The sequence below is a fragment of the Catenulispora acidiphila DSM 44928 genome (assembly GCF_000024025.1).
GTDB classification, from domain to species: domain Bacteria; phylum Actinomycetota; class Actinomycetes; order Streptomycetales; family Catenulisporaceae; genus Catenulispora; species Catenulispora acidiphila.
Map to the genome: position 1 here is coordinate 2,711,172 of NC_013131.1, position 23,518 is coordinate 2,734,689.

At 71.5% G+C, this 23,518-nt stretch carries 25 protein-coding genes; 18 read left to right on the top strand and 7 right to left on the bottom strand.

What is annotated here, in order from left to right; translation table 11 throughout:
- Positions 1–21: 21 nt before the first annotated feature.
- The 3 genes from CACI_RS11915 (at position 22) to nusB (ending at position 2,224) form a co-directional block, all read left to right on the top strand.
- The gene (locus CACI_RS11915) at positions 22–1,161 is read left to right on the top strand and encodes an aminopeptidase P family protein (RefSeq protein WP_012786603.1); all 1,140 of its coding nucleotides are present in this window, start codon (positions 22–24) and stop codon (positions 1,159–1,161) included.
- Positions 1,162–1,223: 62 nt separating this feature from the next.
- Positions 1,224–1,787, top strand: a complete 564-nt coding sequence (gene efp / locus CACI_RS11920; RefSeq protein WP_012786604.1) for an elongation factor P — start codon at positions 1,224–1,226, stop codon at positions 1,785–1,787.
- Positions 1,787–2,224 (top strand): transcription antitermination factor NusB, encoded by a 438-nt coding sequence (gene nusB / locus CACI_RS11925; RefSeq protein WP_012786605.1) that lies wholly within the window; start codon positions 1,787–1,789, stop codon positions 2,222–2,224. Before efp ends, nusB begins: the two co-directional genes overlap by 1 nt.
- Before the next feature lie 72 nt (positions 2,225–2,296).
- Here nusB and CACI_RS11930 read toward each other — a convergent pair whose 3' ends face one another.
- Entirely contained in the window at positions 2,297–3,229 is a 933-nt protein-coding gene (locus CACI_RS11930; protein WP_012786606.1) for a phosphotriesterase family protein, read from the bottom strand.
- Positions 3,226–3,618, bottom strand: a complete 393-nt coding sequence (locus CACI_RS11935) for a carboxymuconolactone decarboxylase family protein (protein ID WP_012786607.1) — start codon at positions 3,616–3,618, stop codon at positions 3,226–3,228. The genes CACI_RS11930 and CACI_RS11935 overlap by 4 nt, the downstream gene beginning before the upstream one ends.
- Positions 3,619–3,703: 85 nt before the next feature.
- Between CACI_RS11935 and CACI_RS11940 the strand changes: the two genes are divergently transcribed.
- Both CACI_RS11940 and CACI_RS11945 read left to right on the top strand, forming a co-directional pair.
- Positions 3,704–4,279 (top strand): CGNR zinc finger domain-containing protein, encoded by a 576-nt coding sequence (locus CACI_RS11940; protein WP_012786608.1) that lies wholly within the window; start codon positions 3,704–3,706, stop codon positions 4,277–4,279.
- A 111-nt stretch (positions 4,280–4,390) separates the two neighbouring features.
- Positions 4,391–5,239 carry an alpha/beta fold hydrolase gene (locus CACI_RS11945; protein ID WP_012786609.1) on the top strand — a complete coding sequence of 283 codons (849 nt, stop codon included), beginning with the start codon at positions 4,391–4,393 and terminating at the stop codon, positions 5,237–5,239.
- Positions 5,240–5,431: 192 nt separating this feature from the next.
- Here the strand turns inward: CACI_RS11945 and bldD are convergent, their stop codons facing one another.
- Complete coding sequence (bldD, locus tag CACI_RS11950) at positions 5,432–5,986, bottom strand: transcriptional regulator BldD (protein ID WP_012786610.1); 555 nt, start codon at positions 5,984–5,986, stop codon at positions 5,432–5,434.
- A 331-nt stretch (positions 5,987–6,317) separates the two neighbouring features.
- On the opposite strand from bldD, the gene pyrR reads away from it, so the two are divergent.
- Genes pyrR through pyrF form a run of 8 tightly spaced genes read left to right on the top strand, consistent with a single transcriptional unit; the run spans position 6,318 to position 16,249 of the window.
- On the top strand, positions 6,318–6,887 hold the full coding sequence (pyrR, locus tag CACI_RS11955) for a bifunctional pyr operon transcriptional regulator/uracil phosphoribosyltransferase PyrR (RefSeq protein ID WP_012786611.1): 570 nt from the start codon (positions 6,318–6,320) through the stop codon (positions 6,885–6,887).
- On the top strand, positions 6,884–7,870 hold the full coding sequence (locus tag CACI_RS11960; RefSeq protein WP_012786612.1) for an aspartate carbamoyltransferase catalytic subunit: 987 nt from the start codon (positions 6,884–6,886) through the stop codon (positions 7,868–7,870). The genes pyrR and CACI_RS11960 overlap by 4 nt, the downstream gene beginning before the upstream one ends.
- Complete coding sequence (locus CACI_RS11965) at positions 7,867–9,159, top strand: dihydroorotase (protein WP_012786613.1); 1,293 nt, start codon at positions 7,867–7,869, stop codon at positions 9,157–9,159. The genes CACI_RS11960 and CACI_RS11965 overlap by 4 nt, the downstream gene beginning before the upstream one ends.
- On the top strand, positions 9,156–9,713 hold the full coding sequence (locus CACI_RS11970) for a PH-like domain-containing protein (protein ID WP_012786614.1): 558 nt from the start codon (positions 9,156–9,158) through the stop codon (positions 9,711–9,713). Before CACI_RS11965 ends, CACI_RS11970 begins: the two co-directional genes overlap by 4 nt.
- Positions 9,710–10,888 (top strand): glutamine-hydrolyzing carbamoyl-phosphate synthase small subunit, encoded by a 1,179-nt coding sequence (gene carA, locus CACI_RS11975; RefSeq protein WP_012786615.1) that lies wholly within the window; start codon positions 9,710–9,712, stop codon positions 10,886–10,888. Before CACI_RS11970 ends, carA begins: the two co-directional genes overlap by 4 nt.
- Position 10,889: 1 nt before the next feature.
- Positions 10,890–14,189 carry a carbamoyl-phosphate synthase large subunit gene (carB, locus tag CACI_RS11980; RefSeq protein ID WP_012786616.1) on the top strand — a complete coding sequence of 1,100 codons (3,300 nt, stop codon included), beginning with the start codon at positions 10,890–10,892 and terminating at the stop codon, positions 14,187–14,189.
- Between the two features lie 59 nt (positions 14,190–14,248).
- Positions 14,249–15,379 (top strand): quinone-dependent dihydroorotate dehydrogenase, encoded by a 1,131-nt coding sequence (locus tag CACI_RS11985; protein ID WP_012786617.1) that lies wholly within the window; start codon positions 14,249–14,251, stop codon positions 15,377–15,379.
- A 24-nt stretch (positions 15,380–15,403) separates the two neighbouring features.
- Positions 15,404–16,249, top strand: coding sequence for an orotidine-5'-phosphate decarboxylase (gene pyrF, locus CACI_RS11990; RefSeq protein WP_012786618.1), 846 nt, complete (start codon positions 15,404–15,406; stop codon positions 16,247–16,249).
- Here pyrF and CACI_RS11995 read toward each other — a convergent pair.
- Positions 16,246–16,743 carry an SRPBCC family protein gene (locus CACI_RS11995; RefSeq protein WP_083795665.1) on the bottom strand — a complete coding sequence of 166 codons (498 nt, stop codon included), beginning with the start codon at positions 16,741–16,743 and terminating at the stop codon, positions 16,246–16,248. The two genes, pyrF and CACI_RS11995, sit on opposite strands and share 4 nt — an antisense overlap.
- Positions 16,736–17,101 carry an MmcQ/YjbR family DNA-binding protein gene (locus tag CACI_RS12000; RefSeq protein WP_012786620.1) on the bottom strand — a complete coding sequence of 122 codons (366 nt, stop codon included), beginning with the start codon at positions 17,099–17,101 and terminating at the stop codon, positions 16,736–16,738. Before CACI_RS12000 ends, CACI_RS11995 begins: the two co-directional genes overlap by 8 nt.
- Before the next feature lie 98 nt (positions 17,102–17,199).
- Here CACI_RS12000 and CACI_RS12005 point away from each other — a divergent pair, with 98 nt between their 5' ends.
- Positions 17,200–17,844, top strand: coding sequence for a TetR/AcrR family transcriptional regulator (locus CACI_RS12005; RefSeq protein WP_012786621.1), 645 nt, complete (start codon positions 17,200–17,202; stop codon positions 17,842–17,844).
- A gap of 104 nt (positions 17,845–17,948) precedes the next feature.
- Here CACI_RS12005 and CACI_RS12010 read toward each other — a convergent pair whose 3' ends face one another.
- Positions 17,949–18,443, bottom strand: coding sequence for a cytidine/deoxycytidylate deaminase family protein (locus tag CACI_RS12010; protein ID WP_012786622.1), 495 nt, complete (start codon positions 18,441–18,443; stop codon positions 17,949–17,951).
- A 228-nt stretch (positions 18,444–18,671) separates the two neighbouring features.
- Between CACI_RS12010 and CACI_RS12015 the strand changes: the two genes are divergently transcribed.
- Positions 18,672–19,340, top strand: a complete 669-nt coding sequence (locus CACI_RS12015; protein WP_012786623.1) for an HAD family hydrolase — start codon at positions 18,672–18,674, stop codon at positions 19,338–19,340.
- A gap of 47 nt (positions 19,341–19,387) precedes the next feature.
- Entirely contained in the window at positions 19,388–19,879 is a 492-nt protein-coding gene (gene yidD, locus CACI_RS47695; protein ID WP_083795667.1) for a membrane protein insertion efficiency factor YidD, read from the top strand.
- 118 nt (positions 19,880–19,997) lie between these two features.
- On the opposite strand, the gene CACI_RS12025 is transcribed toward yidD, so the two are convergent.
- The gene (locus tag CACI_RS12025) at positions 19,998–21,053 is read right to left on the bottom strand and encodes a RecB family exonuclease (RefSeq protein ID WP_012786625.1); all 1,056 of its coding nucleotides are present in this window, start codon (positions 21,051–21,053) and stop codon (positions 19,998–20,000) included.
- Between the two features lie 114 nt (positions 21,054–21,167).
- Here CACI_RS12025 and CACI_RS12030 point away from each other — a divergent pair, with 114 nt between their 5' ends.
- Together CACI_RS12030 and CACI_RS12035 are read left to right on the top strand one after the other, a co-directional pair.
- Positions 21,168–22,442 carry a site-2 protease family protein gene (locus CACI_RS12030; protein WP_012786626.1) on the top strand — a complete coding sequence of 425 codons (1,275 nt, stop codon included), beginning with the start codon at positions 21,168–21,170 and terminating at the stop codon, positions 22,440–22,442.
- A gap of 46 nt (positions 22,443–22,488) precedes the next feature.
- Entirely contained in the window at positions 22,489–23,481 is a 993-nt protein-coding gene (locus CACI_RS12035; RefSeq protein WP_012786627.1) for a tRNA (adenine-N1)-methyltransferase, read from the top strand.
- Positions 23,482–23,518: the final 37 nt, after the last annotated feature.

A 23,518-nucleotide genomic window follows, 5' to 3' on the forward strand; every position in this document is an offset into this window, starting at 1 on the left:
GGAGCTTCGTAGTCTGGGGGCATGACCGCAGACCGCAGCGCAACCGGACCCGCCGCCATCGACCCCCCGGCGTACGCCGCCCGCCGCGAGCGGCTGCGCGCCGGCCTGGAGGCGGTGGACGCCGACGCCGCGCTGGTCACCAAGCTGGTGAACGTCCGCTACCTGACCGGCTTCACCGGCTCCAACGGCGCGGTCCTGGTCACCCGGGGCGGCGCGGTGTTCTGCACCGACTTCCGCTACGACACCCAGGCCGCCTCCGAGGTCCCGGACGTGGAGCGGATCATCGTCCGGCACTGCGCGCCGGCGCTGGTCGAGCGTGCCGCCAAGGACGGGCTGCGGCGCATCGCGGTGGAGGAGCACGAGATCACCGTCGAGGAGCACCGGCAGCTGTCCTCGGAGCTCACCGCGGCGGCGCCCAGCGCGGCGCTGGTCGGGCTCGGGCACGCGGTGGAGGAGCTGCGCCGGATCAAGGACGAGAGCGAGATCGCGCTCATCCGCGAGGCCTGCGCCATCTCCGACCGCGCGCTGGCCGAGCTCACCGAGTCCATCCTCATCGGGCGCACCGAGCGCCACATCGCCCAGGAGCTCGAGCGCCGGATGACCGACCACGGCGCCGACGGCCGGGCCTTCGACACCATCGTGGCCTGCGGCCCGAACTCGGCCGTCCCGCACCACCGGCCCGGGGAGCGCCGGGTCGGCGAGGGCGAGTTCCTCAAGATCGACTTCGGCGCGCTCTACCAGGGCTACCACGCCGACATGACCCGCACCTTCGTGGTCGGCCGGGCGCCGGCGGACTGGCAGGTGGAGGTCTACGACCTGGTCTTCGCCGCGCAGAAGGCCGGGCGGCAGGCGCTGGAGCCGGGCGTGCGCTGCGCCGACGTGGACGCCGCGGCGCGCGGCGTCATCGAGGCCGCCGGGTACGGGGAGTACTTCGGACACGGTCTCGGACACGGCGTCGGCCTGGAGATCCATGAGGACCCGAGGCTGGGCGCCGGTCTGCCGGGTACACTGGATGATCGCACTCCGGTGACCGTCGAACCCGGGGTCTATCTGCCGGGCCGCGGCGGTGTCCGCATCGAGGACACCCTGGTGGTCCGGCCGAAGGCCGAGGGCGGTCCGGAGCTGCTCACCATTACCACCAAGGAACTGCTGGTGCTGTAGACCGCTCCGATGCGGTCTGACTCGCCAGGGCCGGCAGTCGGGAAGCAGGAGTACACACCGACGTGGCTAGCACGAATGAACTGAAGAACGGCATGGTCCTCAAGATCGACAACCAGCTCTGGTCTGTCGTGGAGTTCCAGCATGTCAAGCCGGGCAAGGGCCCCGCCTTCGTGCGCACGAAGCTCAAGGCCGTGCTCTCGGGCAAGGTGGTCGACCGGACCTTCAACGCCGGTATCAAGGTCGAGACGGCCAACGTCGACCGCCGCGACATGCAGTACCTCTACCAGGAGGGCACCGACTTCGTGTTCATGGACATGGACACGTACGACCAGCTGCACGTCTCCGGCGACACCGTCGGCACCGCGGCCAACTACATGCTCGAGGGCACCATGGCCCTGGTCGCCACGAACGAGGGCACGCCCTTGTACGTGGAGCTGCCGGCCGCCGTCGAGCTCGTCATCGAGTACACCGAGCCGGGCCTGCAGGGCGACCGCTCCACCGGCGGCACCAAGCCCGCCAAGCTGGAGACCGGCCACGAGATCCAGGTCCCGCTGTTCCTGACCACCGGCGAGAAGGTCAAGGTCGACACCCGCGACGGTTCCTACCTCGGCCGCGTCAGCAGCTGATGGCTTCTCCGCGCAGCAAGGCCCGGCAGCGGGCCCTGGAGATCCTCTTCGAGGCGGATCTGCGGGGCGTCGATCCGCGCACGGTCCTGGCCGACACCCAGGCACGGATCCGTGCCCAGGGACCCGAGGGCACGATCCCGCAGGTGCAGCCGTACGCGGCGACCCTGGTCGAGGGCGTGCTGGAGCACGTGGACAAGATCGACGACCTGCTCGACGAGCACAGCGAGGGCTGGGCTCTGGACCGCATGCCGACCGTGGACCGCAACGTCCTGCGGATCGGCGTGTACGAGCTGCTCTGGCAGTCCGACGTGCCCGACGCGGTGGTCCTGGACGAGGCGGTCTCGCTGGCGCGGCTGATGTCGACCGACGAGTCGCCGCAGTTCGTCAACGGGCTGCTCGCGCGGATAGCCGAGGTCAAGGACAGCTTGAAGCGGTAGCCGAGATACGAGGAAGGGCCCGTCCCGCGACGATTCGCGGGGCGGGCCCTTCTGCTTGCGCGGACTGTGTTTTCAGACACGCCAATCGGCGTCGAAGGCGCGCGCCGGATTGCGGCGGAAGAACGCGCCGGCGACTTCGGGCCCGAAGTCCCGCTGCACGCGAGCCCTGATATCGGTGAGCAGGAACGGGATGCCCGGTCCGCCGCCGCTCGCGGCTCGGGCCGCCGCGCTCGTGGTGTCGCCGCCGAGCAGGACGTGGTCGGCGTGCCCGGACTCGACGAGGGAACCCAGCAGGTCGAACAGGTGCCAGTCGGTCGCGTGGTTGGCGCGGGACGGGCCGTCGAAGCCGAGGAAGGCTCCTGCTTCGGCGGCCTCGCGGTGCGGTCCGGGATCGGGGAATCGGTTCAGGTGGCCCAGAATCACCGATCCGGCGGGGACGCCGAGCCGGTCGTGCAGGGTCCTCAGCACGCCGAGGGGATGAGTGCCGCCTTCCAGATGGACGGCGACGGCCGACCCCGTGGCGTGGTGCGCGGCGGCGGCTGCTTCGAAGACCACTGAGGCGTGCCGATCCACCTGGTGGAAGTCCCCGGCCACCTTGATCAGCCCGGCGCGCGGCGGCAGCGGCGGTCCGTCCGGCTCCTCATCACCTCGCAGCCCTTCGCCGAGTTCTGCGATGAACCGTTCAGCGAGCCCGTCGAGCAGCCGTGGAAGTTTCTCGGGCGAGTAGTGCACCGCCTGATGCAACCCGGTGGCCGCGATGATGTGCACCCCGGCCGCCTCCGACAGCGCCGGCAGTTCCTCCGCACGCCGTCCCAACCCTATCGGCGTCCACTGCGCCAGCGCCTGTCCGCCGGCTGCCGCGAACGCCCGCAGCTCGGCCTCGGCCGCCGCCGGGTCGTCGAGTTCCTGGCCGGGCAGCTTGGTCGAGGCGAAGAACAGGTGGTCGTGGGAATCGGTGACGCCCAGCGTGTCCGCCGCGATGTCGCCCAGGACCGTGCGGATCACTTGTCCGCCGCTTCGAACGCTGCCGCAGCCGCCCGCAGCCCCGCCAGCGCCTTCGGCACGCCGACATACGGCGCCAGATGTACGAAGACCTCCACGATCTCCTCCCGGCTCATGCCGATCCGCTCGCTGGTCTTCACATGCCCGACCAGCTGGGGCTCCACGCCGCCCAGCGCCGTCAGGGCGGCCAGGTTGACGATCTGCCGCTCCCGCAGGGTCAGCGCGGGGCGCTGGTACGTGCCGCCGAACAGCGCCGTCACGATCCAGTCCGTGAAGCCCGGCGCCAGCTTCTCCACGCCGGGCAGGGCGGCGTTCTGCGTCGCCTCGTCCTGGAGCACGTCCAGCAGGGCGTAGCCGGCCTCGCGGTCGAGGGTGGCTGCTTCGAAGTCCATGGGTCCTCCCGCATTTCGTGTAACGCCTCAAGCGTTACTTGAGCACGCTAGCAGATGTAACGGTGAGACCGTTACACTGATCCGCATGGACCCCGCCCCCTTCCGCCTCGACACCGGCGCGACGTGGCTGAACCTGCTCGCCACCCGGGGCAGCGCGTTCGGCCGCCATCCGGAGGAGCGCATCCCCACCCCGGAGCGCTTCGCCGAATGGCTGGCCGCCGTGGAACTGGCTCCGCAGACCCCGACACCGGTCACCGCCGAGGATCTGGACCTCGCGCGCCACCTGCGCGAAACGCTGCGTCCGCTGGCCCTGTCCGCCGCCACCGGCGAGGATCCGCACCAGGAGGCCGCAGGGGAGCTGATCGCCTTCCTGGCGGCCCACGACGAGCCTCTGCGCGTGGTCGCCGCGGCAGGCGTGCCGGGCTTGGACCGCCCCGCCCCGCAGGACGCCGCCGCCGCCCTCGGCCGGATCGCCCGCCAGGCCGCCGAACACCTCACCGGACCCGAGCGCCACGCGCTGAAGTCCTGCCCGGAGTCCGACTGCCGGGGCGTCTTCGCCGATCCGGACGGCCGCCGCCGCTGGTGTCCGTCCCCGGCGTGCGCGAGCCGGGGCAGGGTGCGGGCGCACCGGGCCCGCAAAGCGGCGGTCACAGCCGACTGAGCAGCGCTGACCGGCCGCTGTCAGCGGCTCGTCAGCGGTCTGCCAGCCGCCGGCGGGAGGCTGGTCGCGGGTCGGAAGTCCGTCCGGCTAGCGGAGCGAGGGGAGCTGCCCATGGGCGCCTACGTGGACGTCGACGGCTTGAACATGTACTACGAGGTCGCCGGAGAGGGCGAACCGGTGATCCTTCTCCACGGCACCGGCGGGATCGCCGACATCTGGCGCCCGCAGCTGGACCTGCTCGCCGACTGGTACCAGGTCTTCACCCCCGAATGCCGCGGCCACGGCCGGACCGCGGACGTCGAGGGCCCGTTCAGCTACGAGAACTTCGCCGACGACCTCGCCGGCTTCATCGAGGCGCTCGGCCTCGGACCGGTGCGGCTGGTCGGCTGGAGCAACGGCGCCGCCGTGGTCCTGCGCCTGGCGCTGCGCCGTCCGGACCTGGTGCGCCGGCTGGTCCTCATCGGCGGCACGGCGGGTCCCGAGGGCGAGACCGCGCTGGCCGCGCAGTTGGGGGAGGAGCCCGGCCGGACGCTGCTGGCCGACGCCTGGAAGCCGGTCTACCAAGCCCTGTCCCCGGACGGCCCAGAGCATTTCGCGGTCGTCGAGGAGAAGCTGCACCAGATGTGGCGCGAGGGGACGTCGGTCGGGATGGACGAGATCGCCGCGCTTCCGATGCCGCTGCTGGTCATGCAGGGCGACGACGACAGCGTCGAGATCGCGCACAGCGCGGCGCTGGCCGGGACGGCGCGCGACGGCCGCCTGGCGGTGGTCCCGGGGACCTCGCACGCGGCGCCGCTGGAGAAGCCGGAGCTGGTGAACCTGATCCTGCTGGACTTCTTCGAGGACAAGCCCGCCGAGCGGATCTTCCCGCTGGGCTCGCTGCGCTCGGCGGCTGGGCTGGGGGACCATGGCGGCCCGACCTCGGGCGGACGGCCCGGGTTCCTTCCGTGGGCGGCCTGAGCCGCTCGGGTCGCTGGAATCGCTTGGATCGGTTCGATCACTGGAATCGCCTGAATCGGCGCAGCTGTCGAGCTGTCGAGCCGGGCTGCAGGCGTCCCGATTCTTAGCTTCCGTCCTCGTCCGAACAGCCTAAAGCCCGCCGCGCGGCAGATGCGGGGCGGGCTTTGAGCCGTGGTGAAGCTGTGGACCTGCTTACGCCTCGTCGTCCTCGGCGAAGCCGCCCGGGAAGCCGCCGGCCTCGCCGTCGCCCTCCTCGTCGTTGTACGGACGCGCCGCGGCGGGGTTCAGGACGTCCCACTCGGTGAGCATCTTGACCAGCTCCGACGGTGCCATCTCGTAGATGACGCCGAGCGTGCGCAGGTCCTCGCCGCGGATCGTCATGACCCGGCCGTTCCAGTCGCCGCGCTGGCTCTGGATGCTGCCGACGTAGCGCAGCAGCGGACCGGCCTGGTCGACCGGGAGGGCCTTGAGCCGCTCCAGGTCGAGCACCAGCTTGCCGCCCTGCTCGTGCGCCGACGCCGGGGCGCCGGTGCCGGGCAGCAGTTCGTGGACCGGCACGCCGTAGAACTCGGCGAGCTCGGACAGGCGCTGCACGGTGACAGCGCGGTCGCCGCGCTCGTACGAGCCGACGACGACGGCCTTCCAACGGCCCTGCGACTTCTGCTCTACGCCGTGCAGGGACAGGCCCTGCTGGGATCGGATGGCGCGCAGTCGGACGCCCAGCGCTTTCGCGTACTCGGTGGACATGTAGCTCCCCATAGACACAACTGCGGCCTAACGTGTTCCCCTCGCCACACGGCTTGGCCCAGTTCAGCGGATCGGCAGTTTTCTCGAAGGACCCGTTGGTGACTTAGCGTGACGGTACGCGCAGCTGTACTTCTGCGCAAGTCCCGTCGTTGTAAAGCAACCGATGACTGCCGGTGGTCTGGTCCAATCAGCTTATGTCACGCACAGCAGTGCTCCGCACTCGGATGGCGGAGCACCCGTGACGATCATGCGTGATCGTCCTGGTAGAGTCGTTGCCGACCGAGTCCTTTAACGATCTGTCCCGTGAGGCAGAGAAGGGGGTCTTTTTAGTATGTCCGCAATACCGCAAGGTGCGCGGTCGGTACTCGACGAGGCTGACATCTCCCGGGCGTTGACCCGGATAGCGCACGAGATCCTCGAACGCGCCAAGGGCGCCGAGGACGTCATGCTCCTGGGGATCCCCACCCGCGGCGCCACGCTCGCCAAGCGGCTGGCCGCCCGCATCGCCGACGTCGAGGGCACCACGGTCCCCGTCGGTTTCCTGGACGTCACCATGTACCGCGACGACCTGCGCCTGAAGCCGGCCCGCGCGCTGGAGCGCACCGAGATCCCCGACGAGGGGGTCGACGGCCGCCTGATCGTCCTGGTGGACGACGTGCTGTACTCCGGCCGGACCATCCGCGCCGCGCTGGACGCCCTGAACGACCTCGGCCGCCCGCGCGCGGTGCAGCTGGCGGTCCTGGTCGACCGCGGCCACCGCGAGCTGCCGATCCGCGCCGACTACGTCGGCAAGAACCTGCCGACCTCGCAGCGCGAGAGCGTGAAGGTCCGGCTGCGCGAGCACGACGGTGTGCAGCATGATGCCGTCTACCTGGGGATTGAGAGCGAGACGGCTATATGAAGCGCCATCTGTTGTCCACCGCCGACCTCTCCCGCGACGACGCGGTGCTGATCCTGGACACCGCCGAGGAGATCGCCCGGCTGGCGGCCCGCCCGATCAAGAAGCTGCCGACGCTGCGCGGGCGCACCGTGGTGAACCTCTTCTTCGAGGACTCCACCCGGACCCGGACCTCCTTCGAGGTCGCGGCCAAACGGCTCAGCGCCGACGTGATCAACTTCTCGGCCAAGGGCTCCAGCGTCTCCAAGGGCGAGTCGCTGAAGGACACCGCGCTCACCCTGGAGGCCATGGGCGCCGACGCCGTCGTGGTGCGGCACAGCGCCTCCGGCGCGGCCTACCGGCTGGCCAACGCCGGCTGGAGCTCCAGCCATGTGGTCAACGCCGGCGACGGCACCCACGAGCACCCCACGCAGGCCCTGCTGGACGCCTTCACCATGCGCCGCCACCTCGGCGGCTTCGACGGCCGCCGGGTCACCGTGGTCGGCGACGTCCTGCACTCCCGCGTCGCGCGCTCCAACGTGCACCTGCTGGCCACCCTCGGCGCCCGGGTCACCCTGGTCGCCCCGCCCACGCTGCTCCCGGTCGGCGTCGAGAGCTGGCCCTGCGACGTCTCCTACGACCTGGACGCGGCCGTCCCCGGCAGCGACGCGATCATGATGCTGCGGGTCCAGCGCGAGCGGATGAACGGCGGCTTCTTCCCCACGCAGCGCGAGTACAGCCGCCGCTACGGCCTGGACGCGCAGCGCATGGCCAACCTGCCGGACAAGGCGATCGTCATGCACCCCGGGCCGATGGTCCGCGGCATGGAGATCTCCGCCGCGGTCGCCGACTCCGACCGCTCGGTGATCGTCGAGCAGGTCGCCAACGGGGTCAGCGTCCGGATGGCCGTGCTCTACCTGCTGCTCAGCGGGAGCGAGTCGGCGATCGGCAGCGACGAGGGCCACCACCAGCACCAGAACACCGAACCGAAGGGCGCCGCCGCGTGAGCACCACCTACCTGATCAAGAACGCGAGCGTCCTGGGCGGCGACCCGCAGGACCTGCTCCTGCGCGACGGGATCATCGCCGACGCCGGCGCCCTGGGCCCGGTCGCCGGCACAGTGGTGATCGACGCCGGCGGCCTGATCGCCCTGCCCGGCCTGGTCGACCTGCACACCCACCTGCGCGAGCCAGGCCGCGAGGACGCCGAGACCGTCGACACCGGCACCCGGGCCGCGGCCCTCGGCGGCTTCACCGCCGTGCACGCCATGGCCAACACCGACCCGGTCGCCGACACCGCCGGCGTGGTCGAGCAGGTCTGGCGCCTGGGCCGCGAGGCCGGGCACTGCGACGTCTTCCCGGTCGGCGCGGTCACCGTGGGCCTGGCCGGCGAGCGGCTGGCCGAGCTCGGCGCGATGGCCGACTCCGCCGCCCGGGTGCGGGTCTTCTCCGACGACGGCAAGTGCGTCTCCGACGCGAACCTGATGCGGCGCGCGCTGGAATACGTGAAGGCCTTCGACGGCGTGGTCGCGCAGCACGCGCAGGAGCCGCGGCTGACCGAGGGCGCGCAGATGAACGAGGGCGAGCTGTCCGGGATCCTGGGCCTGACCGGCTGGCCGGCGGTCGCCGAGGAGGCGGTCATCGCCCGCGACATCCTGCTGGCCGCGCACACCAAGTCCCGGCTGCACGTCTGCCACGTCTCCACGGCCGGCTCGGTGGAGCTGATCCGCTGGGCCAAGTCCAAGGGCTACCCGGTCACCGCCGAGGTCACCCCGCACCACCTGATCCTCACCGAGGACCTGGTGAAGAGCTACGACCCGATCTACAAGGTGAACCCGCCGCTGCGCACCGCCGCCGACGTCGAGGCGCTGCGCGCCGGGCTCGCCGACGGCACCATCGACGCCGTCGCCACCGACCACGCCCCGCACCCGCAGGAGGACAAGGACTGCGAGTGGGCCGCGGCGGCCATGGGCATGCTCGGCCTGGAGACCGCGCTGTCCGTGGTGCAGCAGACCATGGTCGACAGCGGCCTGATGAGCTGGGCCGGCGTCGCCGACCGGATGTCGGTGCGCCCGGCGGCCATCGGCCAGGTCGAGGACCGGCACGGCCGCCCGCTGGCGATCGGCGAGCCGGCGAACCTGGTCCTGGTGGACCCGGCGGCGAAACGCACCGTGGACCGGACCGGGCTGGCCTCGCTGTCGCAGAACACCCCGTATCAGGGGATGGAGCTGCCCGGCGCGGTCGTCGCGACGTTCCTGCGCGGGACCGCGACCGTTCTGGACGGGAAGCTCGCATGAATACCCTGATTTTCGCCGCCGACGAGCACTCCGCGCCGGTCACGCACATCGGCCAGCGGATCGTGTGGACGATCGTCACGCTGGCCGCCATGGGCGGCATCTACCTGCTCATGTGGCGCGGCTGGAAGAAGCGCCAGTCCCGGCAGACCGACGTGCAGCCGCTCAACGACATCCCGGAAGGCGCGTTCTCCGGGGAGGGCGGCTTCGAAGTGGTCTACGTCTCCACCACCTCCGAGGGCGACTGGCTGGACCGCATCGCCGTCCAGGGCCTCGGCGAGCGCAGCAACGCGCGGGTCCACGTCGCCGAAGCCGGAATCCTGATCGACCGCGAGCCTGCCGCCGTCTTCATCCCCGCCGACGCGGTGCGCGGAGTGCGTCTGGCCTCCGGGATGGCCGGCAAGTATCTGCGCGGTGAAGGCCTGGTGGTGATCACCTGGCAGCACGGTGACCGCACCCTGGACACCGGCGTCGACCCCCGCCACGGGACTGATGGACTGATGCGGGCCCTGGAGGCCCACTTCGCAGTCAGCGCTACAGAAAGGCCGTCCGCATGAACAATCGACCCCCGGCGATCCTCGTCCTGGAGGACGGACGGACCTTCCGCGGCGAGGCCTACGGCGCGCTCGGCGAGACCTACGGCGAGGCCGTCTTCACCACCGGCATGACCGGCTATCAGGAGACGCTGACCGACCCCTCCTACCACCGGCAGGTCGTCGTCATGACGGCGCCGCACATCGGCAACACCGGCATGAACGACGAGGACCCCGAGTCCCGGCAGATCTGGGTCGCCGGCTACGTGGTCCGCGACCCCAGCCGCGTGGCCTCCAACTGGCGCTCGCAGCGCACGCTGGACGACGAGCTGGCCGCGCAGGGCGTCGTCGGCATCTCCGGCGTCGACACCCGCGCGATCACCCGCCACCTGCGCGAGCGCGGCGCGATGCGCTGCGGCGTGTTCTCCGGCGACGCCGCGCGGCAGGACACCGAGACCCTGGTCGGCAAGGTCGCGGCGAGCCCGGCGATGGCCGGCGCGGACCTGGTCGGCGACGTCAGCACCAAGCAGGGCTACGTGGTCGAGCCGGTCGGCGAGCACAGGTTCACCGTCGCGGCCTACGACCTCGGCATCAAGTCCATGACACCGCACCGGATGGCCGAGCGCGGCGCCCGGGTGCACGTGCTGTCCGCCTCGGCGACCCTGGAGGACGTCCTGGCGCTGGAGCCGGACGGCTTCTTCATGAGCAACGGTCCCGGCGACCCGGAGACCACCGAGGAGACGATGGTCCCGATCGTGCAGGCGGTCCTGGACCGGCGGATCCCGGTCTTCGGGATCTGCTTCGGCAACCAGATCCTCGGCCGGGCCTTCGGCTTCGGCACCTACAAGCTCAAGTACGGCCACCGCGGCATCAACCAGCCGGTGCAGGACCGCGCGACCGGCAAGGTCGAGGTCACCGCGCACAACCACGGGTTCGCCGTGGCCGCGCCGCTGGACAAGATCACGGACACCAAGTACGGCCGGGTCGAGGTCAGCCACGTCTGCCTGAACGACGACGTGGTCGAGGGTCTGCGGGCGCTGGACGTCCCGGCCTTCAGCGTGCAGTACCACCCGGAGGCGGCGGCCGGCCCGCACGACGCGGCCTACCTGTTCGACCGATTCGTCGGGCTCATGCGCGAACATCAGCACAGCACCGATCTCATGGCCGAGAGCAAGAACACCCAGAAGAGCGAGGCCTGAGATGCCCAAGCGTGAAGACCTCAAGTCCGTCCTGGTCGTCGGCTCCGGCCCGATCGTCATCGGCCAGGCCGCCGAGTTCGACTACTCCGGGACCCAGGCCTGCCGCGTGCTGCGCAGCGAGGGCCTGCGGGTCATCCTGGTGAACTCCAACCCGGCGACGATCATGACCGACCCGGAGGTCGCCGACGCCACCTACGTCGAGCCGATCACCCCGGAGTTCGTCGAGAAGATCATCGCCAAGGAGCGCCCCGACGCGCTGCTGCCGACATTGGGCGGCCAGACCGCGCTGAACACCGCGGTCGCGCTCGCCGAGAACGGCGTCCTGGAGAAGTACAACGTCGAGCTGATCGGCGCCAACATCGCGGCGATCCAGTCTGGCGAGGACCGCGAGAAGTTCAAGCGGATCGTGGAGACTATCGGCGCCGAATCCGCGCGCTCGGTCATCTGCCACTCCATGGAGGACTGCCTGGCCGGCGTCGAGGAACTCGGCGGCTACCCGGTCGTGGTCCGGCCCTCCTTCACGATGGGCGGCGCCGGCTCCGGCTTCGCGCACAACGAGGAGGAGCTGCGCCGGATCGCCGGCACGGGCCTGGCGCTCTCGCCGACCACCGAGGTGCTCCTGGAGGAGTCCATCCTCGGCTGGAAGGAGTACGAGCTGGAGCTGATGCGCGACAAGAACGACAACGTCGTCGTGGTCTGCTCCATCGAGAACTTCGACCCGATGGGCGTGCACACCGGCGACTCGATCACCGTCGCGCCGTCGATGACCCTGACCGACCGGGAGTACCAGGAGCTGCGGGACATCGGCATCGCGGTGATCCGCGCGGTCGGCGTCGACACCGGCGGCTGCAACATCCAGTTCGCGGTGAACCCGGCCGACGGCCGCATCATCGTGATCGAGATGAACCCGCGGGTCTCGCGCTCCTCGGCGCTGGCGTCCAAGGCGACCGGCTTCCCGATCGCCAAGATCGCCGCGCGCCTGGCCGTCGGCTACACCCTGGACGAGATCCCCAACGACATCACGCAGCAGACCCCGGCCTCCTTCGAGCCGGCGCTGGACTACGTGGTCGTGAAGGTGCCGCGGTTCGCCTTCGAGAAGTTCCCGGCCGCCGACAGCACCCTGACGACCACCATGAAGTCGGTCGGCGAGGCCATGGCGATCGGCCGCTCCTTCCCCGAGGCGCTGCAGAAGGCGCTGCGCTCGCTGGAGAAGAAGGGCTCGGAGTTCACCTGGGTCGGTCCGGTCCGCGACAAGGCGACCGTGCTGACCGAGGCCGCGCGCCCCACCGACGGCCGGGTCAACCTGCTCGTCGAGGCCTACCGGGCCGGCGCGTCGATCTCCGAGCTGCACGAGGCGACCAAGATCGACCCCTGGTTCCTGGACCAGGTGCTGCTGATCCACGAGACCGCCTGCGAGCTGCGCGACGCCGAGCGGCTCTCCCCGGAGCTGCTGCACCGCGTGAAGCGGACCGGCTTCTCCGACAAGCAGATCGCCGACATCCGGAACCTGGGCGAGTCGGTGGTCCGGGAGCTGCGGCACTCCCTGGGCGTGCGGCCGGTCTACAAGACGGTCGACACCTGCGCAGCGGAGTTCGCCGCGCGCACGCCCTACCACTACTCGTCCTACGACGAGGAGACCGAGGTCGAGCCGCGCGCCAAGCCCGCGGTGATCATCCTGGGCTCCGGGCCCAACCGGATCGGGCAGGGCATCGAGTTCGACTACTCCTGCGTGCACGCCTCCTTCGCGCTGCGGGACGCCGGCTACGAGACCATCATGGTCAACTGCAACCCCGAGACCGTCTCCACCGACTACGACACCTCCGACCGGCTGTACTTCGAGCCGCTGACGCTGGAGGACGTGCTGGAGATCGTGGACGCCGAGCGCGCCGCGGGCCCGCTGGCCGGCGTCATCGTGCAGCTCGGCGGGCAGACCCCGCTGGGTCTGGCGCAGGCGCTGAAGGACGCCGGCGTGCCGGTGGTCGGCACTTCGCCGGAGGCCATCCACCTGGCCGAGGACCGGGGCGCCTTCGGGCGCGTGCTGGCCGAGGCCGGGCTGCCGGCACCCAAGCACGGCACCGCGTTCTCCTTCGCCGAGGCCAAGGCGATCGCCGACGAGATCGGCTACCCGGTGCTGGTCCGGCCCTCCTACGTGCTGGGCGGGCGGGGCATGGAGATCGTCTACGACGAGACCATGCTCCACGGCTACATCGAGCGCGCCACCCAGATCTCCCCGGAGCACCCGGTGCTGGTCGACCGGTTCCTGGACGACGCGATCGAGATCGACGTGGACGCCCTGTTCGACGGCGAGGAGCTCTACCTCGGCGGCGTGATGGAGCACATCGAGGAGGCCGGCATCCACTCCGGGGACTCGGCGTGCGCGCTCCCCCCGATCACCCTCGGCGGGCACGACATCAAGCGGCTGCGCGCCTCCACCGAGGCGATCGCCCGCGGCGTCGGGGTGCGGGGTCTGATCAACATCCAGTACGCGCTGGCCGGCGACATCCTGTACGTCCTGGAGGCCAACCCGCGCGCCTCGCGCACGGTGCCGTTCGTGGCCAAGGCCACCGCGGTCCCGCTGGCCAAGGCCGCGGCGCGCATCGGGCTGGGCGCCACCGTCGCCGAGCTGCGCGCCGAAGGACTGCTGCCCAGGGAGGGCGACGGCGGCACGCTGCCCCCGGACTCGCCGATCTCGGTGAAGGAAGCGGTCATGCCGTGGTCCCGGTTCCGGACCCCGGACGGCCAGGGCGTGGACGTCATCCTCGGCCCGGAGATGCGCTCGACCGGTGAGGTCATGGGCATCGACGCGGACTTCGGCAAGGCCTTCGCCAAGTCCCAGGCCGGCGCCTACGGCTCGCTGCCGCTGAAGGGCAAGGCGTTCGTCTCGGTGGCCAACCGGGACAAGCGCTCGATGGTCTTCCCGGTCAAGGCGCTGCACGACCTGGGCTTCGAGATCCTCGCCACCGACGGCACCGCCGACGTGCTGCGCCGCAACGGCATCCCGGCCACCACGGTGCGCAAGCACTCCCAGGGCACCGGTCCGAACGGCGAGCCGACGATCGTGCAGATGATCATCGACGGCGGCATCGACCTGATCGTGAACACGCCCTTCGGGGTGGGCTCGCGGCTGGACGGCTACGAGATCCGGACCGCGGCGGTGCAGGCCGGCAAGCCGTGCATCACCACGGTCCAGGGCTTCGCGGCCGCCGTGCACGGGATCGAGGCGCTCCAGCGCGGCGAGATCGGGATCGGCTCGCTGCAGGAGTACGCGGACAAGATCAACGCCTCCCGCGCCGCGAGCTGAGCCCGCGGCGGTCCCCAGGCCCGTGATCGTGTCCGACCGAGAAAGATGAGGTGCCTGCCATGCGGATCTATCCGAAACTGTTCAACCTGGTGTTCCGCCGGATGGACGCCGAGCAGGCCCACCGCCTCGGGTTCGGCGCGATCCGGGCCGTCGGCGCGCTGCCGGCCGGCACCGGGCTGGCGCTGCTGGAGCGGCTGTACCCGGTGCACGACACGGTCCTGAAGCAGACCGTGTTCGGCGTGGAGTTCCCCGCGCCGTTCGGTCTGGCCGCCGGCTTCGACAAGAACGCCGAGGGCATCGACGCCCTGGCCGCCCTCGGCTTCGGCTCGGTGGAGATCGGCACGGTCACCGGCCAGGGGCAGCCCGGCAACGCCCAGCCCCGGCTGGCCCGGCTGATCGCCGACCGCGCGGTGGTGAACCGCATGGGCTTCAACAACGGCGGCGCCGAGGAGGTCGCGCGCCGGCTCAAGCGGCGCGTGGCCAAGCCCGAGCGCTGGGACAAGGTGCCGCCCGTGGTCGGCGTCAACATCGGCAAGACGAAGGTCGTGCCGGAGGACGAGGCCGCGACCGACTACGTGGTCTCGACCAAACTGCTGGCGCCGTACGCGGACTACCTGGTCGTCAACGTCTCCTCGCCGAACACCCCGGGCTTGCGCAACTTGCAGGCCGTCGAGGTGCTGCGGCCGCTGCTCAAGGCGGTGCGCGCAGCCGCCGACGAGGTGGTCCCGGGCCGGCGCGTCCCGCTGCTGGTGAAGATCGCCCCGGACCTCGCCGACGCGGATGTGGACGCTGTCGCCGACCTGGCGCTGGAGCTGCGGCTGGAGGGCGTCATCGCGACCAACACGACCATCGGCCGCGGCGGTCTGAAGTCCGCGGCGGGCAAGGTCGAGGCGGCCGGTGGCGGCGGCCTGTCCGGTGCGCCGCTGAAGGAGCGCTCGCTGGAGGTGCTCCAGCGGCTGCGCGCGCGGACCGGGGGCAGGCTGGTGCTGGTCTCCGTCGGCGGCGTGGAGACCGTCGCCGACGCCTGGGCGCGCCTGGTCGCCGGCGCCGACCTGGTGCAGGGCTACACCGGGTTCGTCTATGAAGGACCGGCCTGGGCCTCGCGGATCAACCGCGGGATCGCCGCGAAGGTGCGGGCCGGCGGGTACACGAGCCTGCGCGACGCCGTCGAGGCGGCCCGAGTTTCTTAGAACCCATATATAAGGAGAGTTGTCATGGCTGCTCGACCGGAGAAGACTTTCGGCGCACGGTTGCGGACTGCTCTCGACGAGCGGGGACCGCTGTGCGCCGGGATCGACCCGCACGCGGCGCTGCTGGCGCAGTGGGACCTCGACGACGACGTCGCCGGGCTGGAGCGGTTCGCGTACACCGTGGTCGAGGCGCTGGCCGACCGGGTCGCCGCGCTCAAGCCGCAGTCGGCGTTCTTCGAGCGCTACGGGAGCCGGGGGATCGCGGTCCTGGAGCGGGTCGTCGACGACGCCCGCTCGGCCGGCGCCGTCGTGATCATGGACGCCAAGCGGGGGGACATCGGGTCCACGGTCGCGGCCTACGCCGATGCCTACGTGGCGCCGTCCTCGCCGCTGTTCTCCGACGCCCTGACCGCGAGCCCGTACCTCGGCTTCGGGTCGCTGGAGCCGCTGTACGCGATGGCGGAGAAGAACCACGCCGGGGTGTTCGTGCTCGGACTGACCTCGAACCCTGAGGGCTCGCAGGTGCAGGGCGCGATCGGCGCCTCGGGGCGGTGCGTCGCGGAGGAGATCGTCACCGCCGCGGCCGCCCGCAACGCCGGCGCCTCGCCGATGGGAGCGATCGGCGCGGTCGTCGGCGGGACCGTCGAGACGCCGGGCTTCGACCTGGCGCAGCTCAACGGCGCGTTCCTGGTCCCCGGGATCGGGGCGCAGGGCGCGACCGCCGCGGACGTGAAGCGGATCTTCGGCGCCGGGACGCGGAACGTGGTGCCCTCCAGCAGCCGGGAGATCCTGCGCGGCGGGCCCTCGGTGGCCGGGCTGCGCGATGCGGCGGCGCGGACCGTCGAGGAACTGCGGGGGATTCTGGACTAGTCGGGCTGCCGGGGTGCCTCGCCTGATTCGGCTGCCCCGGCTGTCTTGGCTGCCCCGGTGGTCTGGGCTGCCTCAAGGATGCGCTTGAGGCGGCCCAGCGAGACCAGGAAGAACAGCCGGGTCGTCGGCCCGATCGCCAGCCAGCCGATCCTGCCCAGCAGCCCGAACGGCAGGTCCACGCGCTCCCACCAGGTGACCTGACAGGCGTCCGCGCCGCGCGCCGCCACCTCGAACCCGCCGCTGCCGCGCACGACATGGCCGGTGTGCCGCACCGTGCAGCGGCGCGGCGGGTCCCACTCGGTGACCGTCATGGTGTCCAGGAACGCCACCGGCCCGATCCCGGTCCGGCCCTCCAGCTTCCCGCCGACGGCATCCGCGCTCCCGCGCACCTGGGTCGCGACCATCCACGCACGCTGCGACTCCCAGTCGGCGATCGCCGCCCAGGCTTTCTCCGCCGGGACCCCGACGGTGACGGTCACGCGCAGCTCAGGCAAGGCGTGCCGCCAGCGTCTTGGGCGCCACCTTGAGGTAGGCGTCGCGGACGATCTCCTCGACGTCCTCCCAGTCCGGGCCGGCGTCGAGGTTCACGCCGAGCCAGCCGTGGACGCCGACGTACGGCGGCCGGTAGAAGACGTCAGGGTCCTGCTCCATCCGCAGTTCCTGGACGCCCTCCGGCGCCGGGCACCAGAAGCCCAGGCGCTTGCCGTGGTGGTGGCTGGAGAACATCGCCAGCGTGCGCTTGCCGCGGATGAACCAGGTCGGCTCGCCGTGGCTCTCGCGCTCCTCGACCTCGGGCAGCGCCAGGCAGACGGCGCGGAGCCGGTCCAGCACGGCGGTCTCTTCGGGCGTCATGTCACCATCCTCACGGTTCGCACTGACAGATTCGACCAGGACCGCGCCGGTTGAGCGAGCGCTCAACGAACCCTTGTGCGATCCGGTACGGTCGCGGCATGAGCTCCGACACCCGGGACCGCCTGCTGCAGGGGACGATCGACGCCCTGCGGACCCAGGGCATCGCCGGGGTGTCGGCCCGGACCATCGCGGCGGCCGCCGGGGTGAACCAGGCGCTGGTGTTCTACCACTTCGGCAGCGTCGACGAACTGCTCGCGGCGGCGGCCATGTGGTCGACCGAGCAGCAGGTGGCCGCCTACCGGGAGCCGTTCGAGCGGGTGCGCTCGCTGCGGGAGCTGCAGAAGGTCGGCCGCGAACTGCACACGCGGGAGAGCGCGGCGGGGAACGTCACGGTCCTGGGACAGATGCTCGCCGGGGCGCAGACGAACCCGGCGTTCGCCGCGGCGACGCGCGACGCGCTGGCGCTGTGGACCGTGGAGATCGAGCGGGTGCTGGCCCGGGTGCTGGCGGACTCCCCGCTCGGGGAGGTCGCGGACGTGCCGGGGCTGGCGCGCGCGGTGGCGGCGTCCTTCATCGGGATGGAGCTGCTGGCGGCCGTCGACCCCGAGGGCGACAAGGCCGCGTTCCGGGCCCTGGACCAGCTCGGCGCCCTGCTGGAGTACTTGGACGACCTGGGTCCGGCCTCGCGGGCGGCGGCGCGGCGCGCGGTGCGGACCGCCGTGCGGCGGTCGGTGCGCGCGTAGGGCGGCGGCGCGGGAGCGGAGCCGCCCTGGCTGGACCGGTGTCTGTTGTTTGCGGGCTGCCGGCTGCCGGCTGTGTCTGCCGGCTCGGCGGTGCGCGACGCGGCTCAGGCGTCGCCGAACAGGTGCGCGTTGGCGGCCTTGACCAGCGGCTCGAACTCCGGGAACTCGACGACCTCGATCCCGGCCTCGCGGAGCAGCTCCGCGCCCTGGCAGTCCTCGACCAGCAGCGACGGCTCGCGCCAGGCGAACACCACGCGCCGGATACCGGAGGCGATGATCAGCTGGGTGCAGGTGAGCGGCCGGGATTTCCGGATCGAGCACGGCTCGAGCGAGGAGTAGACGGTCGCCCCGGACAACCGCGGGTGGTTCGGGCCGAGGGTGTTCAGCGCCGACTCCTCGGCGTGCACGTGCTCGTCGGTGTCGCGGGACCAGCCGCGGGCCAGCTCGCGGTCGTCGGCGTCGACGATCAGCGCCCCGACGTTGAACGCGCCCGGCGCCGGCGGACAGCGCCAGGCGAGGTCGACGGCGGTGCTGAGCCATTCGCGGTCTTCCCCGCGGGTGCGGTTGGACAGGGGGGAGGCGGCGTCGATGGTGGTCACTTTCCAAAACCCTCGGTTCTGATCGGGTCCGGCCGGTGGATGGTGGGAGAGACGAGGAACGCGCGGGTGACCGGCACCGTCTCGCCTCGGCGGGCGCGGACGGCACGGGGTCTGGTCACAAGTCCCAACAGTAGTCGCGGCGGGCCGGGGATTCTCGGGTTCGCCGCCAAGCACGCCCGCGTGATCGCCGCGACGGAACCCGCCCCGCGGATTGGTATCTTGATCGGCATGCTCCGCCCCATACCGCCGGCCGCGGTGTTCTTCGACATGGACGGCCTGCTCATCGACTCCGAGCCCACCTGGTTCCAGGCTGAGAAGGACATGCTCGCCGCCTACGGCTTCACCCTCGGCCCCGAGCACTACCCCCACGTCCTCGGCAAGCCGATAGAGGTCTCCACCGCCTACCTCCTGGAACTCACCGGCCACCCGGTCAGCGCCGAGCAGTTCGCCGACGGCATCGAACTGGCGATGGTCGAGCGCCTGCGCGACGGCGTCCCGATGATGCCCGGCGCGAAGGACCTCCTGGTGGAGCTGGAGGCGGCGGGCCTGCCCCTGGCCCTGGTCTCGGCGTCCTCGCGCCGCATCGTGGACGCCTGCCTCCCGCTCATCGGCCCGGACCACTTCCGCGTCACCGTCTCCGGCGACGACGTCGAACGCAGCAAGCCCAACCCGGACCCGTACCTGCTGGCGGCGCGAAAGCTGGGCGTCGACCCCGCGCAGTGCGTGGTTCTGGAAGACTCGCCCACCGGCACCGCCGCCGGCCACGCCGCGGGCTGCCGCGTGATCGCGGTTCCGCACGCGGCGGAGGTCCCGGCCCGCGAGCGGGTGACGATCGTGGACTCGCTCCGGCGGGTGAACCTGGCCTTCCTGCGAGGCCTGTTCGACGAGCGGAGATAACTGGCCCTACAGGGCGAGAAAGCGGGGACGGGGGAATGGGGGCGGCGATGGACGATGAGATCGGCACCGGCGAGATCCTCGACGAGGACACGGCCCGGCGCGACCGGCGACGCTGGAGTTCGGACAGGTGTCTGGACGACACCTGCGACCTGGAGTGCCTGTCCTCGGGCACCTGCTGTGAGTCGGCCGGCTTCCTCGACGGCAACTGCCTGCTGGGTCTCACAACCCTGACAGGCACCATCGGCGGACTCCTCGCCGCGCTCGCTGGCACCGGACCCGTCGGCCGGCGCCTACGGACCGAACCGCGGGTGCCGCCCGGACCGCTCGCGGCAGCCCTGCACCGAGGCGTGCGCTACTACCAGGTGCGGATCAGCGCGCGCCGTCCCGGCTATGGCGGCTGCCGCTACGCGCCGACGTGCTCGGCGTACGCGGCCGAGGCTTTGCGCCGCCACGGTGCGCTGAAGGGGACGCGGCTCGCCGCGCGACGGCTGCGGCGCTGCCGACCGGGGACGGCCGGAGGCTTGGACCCGGTGCCGTAGCGGTCGTTTCGCGGCCTGAGAAGGTGGCACAAGGCGCTGCCCGACGCGCCAGCGCGGAATCGATACCAGCGGCGGGCCGACGCCTTTTTGGATTGCCGAGGGCGGCTCTTCTCTCGAATCAGTCTTCTGGTTCGCTCTGCTCACTCACTGTGGCATCACTCGCAGTCGCAGTGCCCGCCGCGCTCCGACCTCGCTGCCCCGGCACCGCGTCCGACGCCTCGACCAGCTCCACCGGCGGCAGTACCGGCGGCGTGCCGCCGAACTCAGGGCACAGGGCCTTGTGATCGCACCAGTCGCACAGGCGCGAGGGGTTCGCGCGCCATTCGCCGCGCTCCGCCGCCGCGCGGATGGCGCTCCAGAGGGCGGCCACCTTGCGTTCGGTGGCGCGCAGGTCGGATTCGTCGGGGTCGTAGGTGACGATCTGGCTTTCGCCGCCGAGGTACATCAGCTGCAGGCGGCGGGGGACCACGCCTCGGGTCTTCCACAGGACCAGGGCGTAGAACTTCATCTGGAACAGGGCTTTGCCTTCGAAGGCCGGGCCCGGGGCGCGTCCTGTTTTGTAGTCCACCACGCGGAGCGCGCCGTTGGGCGCCACGTCGAGGCGGTCGACGAAGCCGCGCAGGAGGAGGCCGTCGGCGATGCGGGCGTGGACGAAGAGTTCGCGCTCCGCCGGCTCCAGGCGGTTCGGGTCCTCCAGGCGGAAGTAGCGTTCCAGCAGGTCTACCGCGCCTTTGAGCCACGCCTCGTCGCCGCCTGCTTCCTCGGCGAGCGCCTTCAGCTCCGGGTCCGCCTGGACCATGCGCTCCCATTCCGGGGACAGCATGCCGGAGGCCGAGGTCGGGGTGCGCTGGCCGGTCGGCAGGTCGAAGAGGTGCTCCAGGACCGCGTGGATCAGGGTGCCGCGGGTCGCGGCGGCGCTTTTGCGTTCCGGGAGCTTGTCGATGACGCGGAAGCGGAACAGCAGCGGGCAGGTCATGAAGTCCGCCGCGCGGGACGGGGAGAGCGCCATCGGGAGGTTCACGGTCGTCGTGGCCGGCACCGGAACCGGCGCTGTCACAGCCGTCGTGGCAGCCACCGGAACACCCACCGTCGCGGCAGCCCCCACCACCGGATCAGGCGCGCCGGCCGTCGTCGTCACAGGGCCCGTCGTCGCCGGTGCGTCCATCGCGTCCATGGGCCTCGACCCTACTCGTCGGTACCGACATCCCCGGCGGCGGGCACGCCGTGTGACGAGATCGCCCGCGCGGTGAGTGGTCTTGCAAGTTCGCCTGCGCATAGAGTCAAAGACGTGGCGGAAGACGAGGGCAGGCAGAGCGCCGGCGGCGCCGGCTCGGGTGACGACGGCGGCAAGTCCGGCCGCCCGCAGGTCGCCCGAGGTCCGGGCCTGCGCCTGGGGCGGCCTTTCGGCATCCCGCTGTATGTCTCCCCGTCCTGGTTCGTCGTCGCCGCCTTCATCACAGTCCTGCTGGCTCCGCAGGCCGGGGACGCCTCCGACCCGACCAACGACTTCGGCAACGAGCTCGGCGGCTGGCGGTACGTGCTTTCCCTGGCCTACGCCGTGTTCCTGTACGCCTCGGTCGTGGTCCACGAACTCGCGCACTCCGCCCTCGCCAAGCGCCTGGGCCTGCCGGTGCGCCGCATCGTCATCCACTTCCTCGGCGGCGTCTCGGAGATCGAGAAGGAGTCCGACACCCCCGGCAAGGCCTTCTGGATCGCCTTCGCCGGCCCTCTGACCTCCGCCGCGCTGGCCGGCATCGGGTTCGCGATCTACCAGGTCATCCCGCACGACGACACCGTCAGCCTGGGCCAGAAGGTCGCCGCCACGCTGATCTTCGGCTTCTGGGCCTCCAACCTGCTGGTCGCGCTGTTCAACCTGCTCCCCGGGCTACCGCTGGACGGCGGCCAGATGCTGCGCGCCGCGGTCTGGAAGGCCAGCGGCAAGCCGATGACCGGGACGCTCGCCGCCGCGTGGGCCGGCCGGGTTTTGGCGATCGCGGTGTTCGTCGTGATGAACCTGATCTACGTCCGCGACGGGAACATCCAGCCCTTTGGCCTGGGCCTGGCGGTCTTCATGGCGATGTTCATCTGGTTCGGCGCGACCCAGGCGCTGGTCGTGGCCAAGCTGCGCGAACGCATCCCGGGCCTGTCGGCGCGCCGGATGACCCGCCGCGCGATCAGCGTGGAGGCCCGCACCCCGCTGGCCGAGGCGCTGCGCCGCGCGCACGAGGTGAACGCCCGCGGCATCGTCCTGGTCGACGGCAACGAGCGCCCCACCGGCCTGGTGAACGAGGCGCAGGTGATCGCCACCCCCGAGCAGCGCCGCCCCTGGATCGAGGCCGGCGACGTCGCGCGCCCGCTGGACCCGAACCTGATAGTGGCCGCCGACCTCACCGGCGAGGAGCTGCTGGACGTGCTGCGCGCCAACCCCGCCCCGGAGTACCTGGTCGTCGAGCCGACCGGGGAGATCGTCGGGGTGCTGGCGGCCTCGGACGTGCAGGCGGCGTTCCTGGGCAAGCCGCCGAGCCCGCCCTCGCCGCCGGCCCAGCGCCGAATGCCGGTCTAGACGCATGCCGGTCTAGGGGGACCAGCAGCGCCGGTAGGCTGAAGGGATGGACAGCACGCCCTCAGCGCCCCCCTCCGAGCCGACCGGCGCGGACCACCGCCGCGGCCTCTTCAAGCCCGGCGACCAGGTTCAGCTCACCGACGCCAAGGGCCGGATGAGCACCATCACCTTGCAGGCGGGCAAGCAGTACCACACGCACAAGGGCTCCTTCGAGCACGACGAGCTGATCGGCTCGCCCGAGGGCGTGGTCGTGAAGACCTCCGGCGGCAACGAGTACCTGGCGCTGCGTCCCCTGCTGTCCGACTTCGTGCTGTCGATGCCGCGCGGCGCGGCCGTGGTCTACCCCAAGGACGCCGGCCAGATCGTGCAGATGGCCGACATCTTCCCCGGCGCCCGCGTGGTCGAGGCCGGCGTCGGCTCCGGGGCGCTGACCTGCTCGCTGCTGCGGGCCGTGGGCGATTCCGGCAGCGTGCACTCCTACGAGCGCCGCGAGGAGTTCGCCGAGATCGCGGCGAAGAACGTGCGCTCCTTCTTCGGCGCCGAGCACCCGGCGTGGGAGCTGACCATCGGCGACCTGGCCGAGAAGCTGGTCGACGAGGAGGTCGACCGCGTCGTGCTGGACATGCTGGCGCCGTGGGACTGCGTGGACGCGGTCGCCAAGGCGCTGGTGCCCGGCGGCGTGATCGTCTGCTACGTCGCGACCACCACGCAGCTGTCCCGCACCGTGGAGACGCTGCGGACGCACGGCGCCTTCACCGAGCCGCAGCCGTGGGAGTCGATGGTGCGCGGGTGGCACGTCGAGGGCCTGGCGGTGCGCCCGGACCACCGCATGATCGGGCACACCGGCTTCCTGGTGACCGCGCGGCGGCTCGCCGACGGGGTGACCCCGCCGGTGCGGCGGCGCCGGCCGTCCAAGGGCGCGTACGCCGCGGACTACGCCGCCGAGGGCGCCACGCCCGCCGCCGGGAGTGTCGCCGACCCGGAGTTCAACGAGGACGGCACGGTGACCAGTTCGGTCGCGCGCCGCGTGCTGCCGTAACACCCGCTCTGTCCGCTCGCGGGCAGGGCGAAGCACG

What these genes read in the sequence shown, in the direction of transcription:
- CACI_RS11915 (WP_012786603.1), top strand. Translation starts at nt 22, where the DNA reads ATGACCGCAGACCGCAGCGCAACCGGACCCGCCGCCATCGACCCCCCG.
- nusB (WP_012786605.1), top strand. Translation starts at nt 1,787, where the DNA reads ATGGCTTCTCCGCGCAGCAAGGCCCGGCAGCGGGCCCTGGAGATCCTC.
- CACI_RS11935 (WP_012786607.1), bottom strand. Translation starts at nt 3,618, where the DNA reads ATGGACTTCGAAGCAGCCACCCTCGACCGCGAGGCCGGCTACGCCCTG.
- CACI_RS11940 (WP_012786608.1), top strand. Translation starts at nt 3,704, where the DNA reads ATGGACCCCGCCCCCTTCCGCCTCGACACCGGCGCGACGTGGCTGAAC.
- CACI_RS11945 (WP_012786609.1), top strand. Translation starts at nt 4,391, where the DNA reads ATGGGCGCCTACGTGGACGTCGACGGCTTGAACATGTACTACGAGGTC.
- bldD (WP_012786610.1), bottom strand. Translation starts at nt 5,986, where the DNA reads ATGTCCACCGAGTACGCGAAAGCGCTGGGCGTCCGACTGCGCGCCATC.
- pyrR (WP_012786611.1), top strand. Translation starts at nt 6,318, where the DNA reads ATGTCCGCAATACCGCAAGGTGCGCGGTCGGTACTCGACGAGGCTGAC.
- CACI_RS11960 (WP_012786612.1), top strand. Translation starts at nt 6,884, where the DNA reads ATGAAGCGCCATCTGTTGTCCACCGCCGACCTCTCCCGCGACGACGCG.
- CACI_RS11970 (WP_012786614.1), top strand. Translation starts at nt 9,156, where the DNA reads ATGAATACCCTGATTTTCGCCGCCGACGAGCACTCCGCGCCGGTCACG.
- carA (WP_012786615.1), top strand. Translation starts at nt 9,710, where the DNA reads ATGAACAATCGACCCCCGGCGATCCTCGTCCTGGAGGACGGACGGACC.
- carB (WP_012786616.1), top strand. Translation starts at nt 10,890, where the DNA reads ATGCCCAAGCGTGAAGACCTCAAGTCCGTCCTGGTCGTCGGCTCCGGC.
- CACI_RS11985 (WP_012786617.1), top strand. Translation starts at nt 14,249, where the DNA reads ATGCGGATCTATCCGAAACTGTTCAACCTGGTGTTCCGCCGGATGGAC.
- pyrF (WP_012786618.1), top strand. Translation starts at nt 15,404, where the DNA reads ATGGCTGCTCGACCGGAGAAGACTTTCGGCGCACGGTTGCGGACTGCT.
- CACI_RS12000 (WP_012786620.1), bottom strand. Translation starts at nt 17,101, where the DNA reads ATGACGCCCGAAGAGACCGCCGTGCTGGACCGGCTCCGCGCCGTCTGC.
- CACI_RS12005 (WP_012786621.1), top strand. Translation starts at nt 17,200, where the DNA reads ATGAGCTCCGACACCCGGGACCGCCTGCTGCAGGGGACGATCGACGCC.
- CACI_RS12015 (WP_012786623.1), top strand. Translation starts at nt 18,672, where the DNA reads ATGCTCCGCCCCATACCGCCGGCCGCGGTGTTCTTCGACATGGACGGC.
- yidD (WP_083795667.1), top strand. Translation starts at nt 19,388, where the DNA reads ATGGACGATGAGATCGGCACCGGCGAGATCCTCGACGAGGACACGGCC.
- CACI_RS12025 (WP_012786625.1), bottom strand. Translation starts at nt 21,053, where the DNA reads ATGGACGCGATGGACGCACCGGCGACGACGGGCCCTGTGACGACGACG.
- CACI_RS12035 (WP_012786627.1), top strand. Translation starts at nt 22,489, where the DNA reads ATGGACAGCACGCCCTCAGCGCCCCCCTCCGAGCCGACCGGCGCGGAC.